Raw genomic sequence first — 2,922 nt, 5'->3', positions numbered from 1 at the left:
GGGCCCGGGCGGGCTACCGCCACCCTCAGTCCCGGCGCGAGCCGGGGATCCACCGAGGCGAGAATCTGTTCGACGAGGTCCCGCCGCTCCTCAGCGGACGGTGCCGACATAGATGTAGGCGGTGCCGAACGTGAGCGCATGCGCGGACTTTGCCGCGTAGGCCCCGGACTGGTCCATCAACTCCAGGAACTTGTCGCCAGCCGGGAACGCGGCGGACGTCTTGGGCAGGTACTGGTACGCGGCGCGGTTGCCCGTCAGCAGCCCACCGACGGCGGGCATCACCGTCTTGCTGTAGAAGCGGAACAGGGCCCCGAAGGCCCCCGTGGGCTGGCCGAACTCCAGCACCACGACATGGCCACCGGGCCGGACCACCCGCGCCATCTCCTTCAGGCACTTCACCGGGTCATCCACGTTGCGGATGCCGAAGGAGATGGAGGCCACGTCGAAGCTGTCTGCCGCGAAGGGCAGGTCCATCGCGTCGGCCACCTGGAAGTCCACCTGGAGGCCCGCCTTCTCCGCCTTGGCGGGGGCGCTCTCCAGCATCTCCGGGCAGAAGTCCGTGCCCACGACGCGGCCGGAGGCGCCCACCTTGCGCTTGAAGGCCAGGGCCAGGTCGCCGGTGCCCGAAGCGCAGTCGAGGACGCGGTCTCCCTCCTTCGCGGTGCTGAGCCGGACGGCCTTCCGGCGCCACAGCCGGTGGATGCCGAACGAGAGGACCTCATTCGTCACGTCGTACTTCGTGGCGATGGAAGAGAACATCTCACGGACTTCAGTACTCATCGCGCCCTCACGACCTGGGCCGGGCTCTCCGGCCGCCAAAGGTGTCGGTCCACCGCGTGTAGCACGGCTGGCAGCCGCCGCATCAACGTCTCGAAGCCTTCGGGCGTCAGGGCCTGGTGCCCATCGCACATGGCCAGCTCGGGCTTCGGGTGGACTTCAATCAACAATCCGTCCGCCCCCGCGGCCGCGGCCGCCAGCGACATGGGGAGGATGAGCGCCGGGTCCCCCGTCGCATGGGACGGGTCGACGATGACGGGCAGGTGGGAGCGCTGCTTCGCCCAGGCCACCGCCGCCAGGTCCAGCGTGTTGCGCAGCTCCGTCTCGAAGGTGCGGATGCCGCGCTCGCACAACATCACCTGCTCGTTGCCGCCGTCGAGGATGTACTCGGCGGCCAGCAGCCATTCCTGCAACGTGGCCGACAGGCCTCGTTTGAGCAGCACGGGCTTGCGCACCTTCCCCAGCGCCCGCAGCAGCGAGTAGTTCTGCATGTTGCGCGCGCCCACCTGGAGGATGTCCGTGGACTCCTCCATGAGGGGAATCTGCGCCGACTCCATCACCTCGCTGATGATGGGCATGCCGTGGCGCCGCCCGGCCTCCGCCAGGACGTGCAGGCCCGGCTCGCCCATGCCCTGAAACGCGTAGGGGCTGGTGCGAGGCTTGAATACGCCACCGCGCAGGACATGGGCGCCCGCGGCGGCCACTACCGAGGCGGCGTGCTGCACCTGCTCCGCGCCCTCCACCGCGCAGGGACCGGCCATGACGACGAACCCGGGACCTCCGACTTCCACGGGGCCCACGCGCACGCGCGTGCCTTCGGGCCGCTCCGCGCGAAGCACTCGAAGCGCGCCCGGGGCCCGTCCGGACCCGGCTGGTTCGTCTGGCCGCTTGCCTCCCACGGACCCTCTCCTTCATGGAGTTCAAGAGGTTTTGAACTCCTTGGTGCATGTATAGCCGAGATGGCTTAGAAGACAACCGAAGGTGATTGCGCCGCAATCGCCGATGAGGAACGCTGATGAAGACGCTCAATCCCGTTGAGAGCCAGCGCTGGGTGGCCGGAATGACGCCCCTTGCGGTGGTGGATCCGCTCGCGGGTGCGGACGTATTGGGCGTTCCGACCATCTATTGGGAGCGCCCGCTGGCGCAGGAGGCGGCGGCGGGGTGGGGCGAGGCCGCGGTGGTGGAGGCGCGGGACGCCTCCGACATTCCTGGCGTGCTGGCCTCGCTCGGGCGCGCGCGGGTGCGTTGGCTGGGCGAAGCCCCGGAGTCAATGCCGGGTCCCTGGTTTGGTGGCATCCGTTTTGGTGTCTCGGGCACGGTGGACGCGGCGTGGGCGTCGCACGGCGTGACGCGCTGGACGCTGCCCGAGGTGCTGGTGCTCCGCACGGCGCGCGGCGTGTGCGTGGTGGCGTTCGCGCAGGAGGGCCGAGGGGGCGAGGACCTGGTGCGCTCGCGGCTGGAGCGCGTCTGTGCCTGCTTTCCGGAGTCGTACCGGCATGCGCGCGGTGAGCCCGTGGCGCTGGAGTTGAGTGCGTCGCGGCCGGACTTCGAGGCGCGGGTGCGGCGCGCGCTGGACGCGATTGCGTCCGGGCACCTCCAGAAGGTGGTGCTGGCGCGCCCGCTGGATGCGGAAGGGGCCGCGCCCTTTGACGTGGTGGACGTGCTGGCGCGGCTGCGCGAGCAGAATCCCCGCTGCGCCACCTTCCTGTTCCGCGCGCCGGACGACACGTGCTTCCTGGGCGCCACGCCGGAGACGCTGTGCCGGGTGGACGGGCAGGTGCTGGAGACGGAGGCCCTGGCGGGCACGGCCGCGCCTGGCCAGGCGGACGGCCTGCGGGGACACGACAAGGACGTGCGCGAGCACGCGTCGGTGGTGGGCTACCTCGTCGCCGCGTTGAAGCCGCTGGCGCAGCAGGTGTCGTCGGACGCGGAGCCCGCGCTGCTGACCTTGAAGAACGTGGTGCACCTGCGGACGGGGTTTCGCGCCGAGCTTCGGCCCGGGGTGACGCCGGCGCAGGTGGTGGAGGCGCTGCATCCCACGCCGGCCGTGGGCGGCACGCCCCGTGAGCGCGCGCTGTCGTTCCTGGTGGAGCACGAAGGCCTGGACCGTGGCTGGTACGCGGGTCCGGTGGGCTGGGTGGGGCC

Annotated in this window: 3 protein-coding genes; 1 reads left to right on the top strand and 2 read right to left on the bottom strand. The window is 70.7% G+C overall.

The features are described 5' to 3' along the window. Nucleotides 1–90: 90 nt before the first annotated feature. Together ubiE and aroF are read right to left on the bottom strand one after the other, a co-directional pair. Complete coding sequence (gene ubiE, locus HV824_RS35400) at nucleotides 91–780, bottom strand: bifunctional demethylmenaquinone methyltransferase/2-methoxy-6-polyprenyl-1,4-benzoquinol methylase UbiE (protein ID WP_163785450.1); 690 nt, start codon at nucleotides 778–780, stop codon at nucleotides 91–93. After that, nucleotides 777–1,616, bottom strand: coding sequence for a 3-deoxy-7-phosphoheptulonate synthase (aroF, locus tag HV824_RS35395; RefSeq protein ID WP_176415556.1), 840 nt, complete (start codon nucleotides 1,614–1,616; stop codon nucleotides 777–779). The genes ubiE and aroF overlap by 4 nt, the downstream gene beginning before the upstream one ends. A gap of 176 nt (nucleotides 1,617–1,792) precedes the next feature. On the opposite strand from aroF, the gene HV824_RS35390 reads away from it, so the two are divergent. Continuing rightward, the coding region (locus tag HV824_RS35390; RefSeq protein ID WP_176425233.1) for an isochorismate synthase MenF at nucleotides 1,793–2,922 on the top strand (1,130 nt) is incomplete at its 3' end.

This window comes from Myxococcus sp. AM009 (assembly GCF_013372605.1).
In the GTDB taxonomy this organism is placed as follows: Bacteria; Myxococcota; Myxococcia; order Myxococcales; family Myxococcaceae; genus Myxococcus; species Myxococcus vastator.
This window is presented reverse-complemented; position numbering and strand designations above follow the sequence as displayed.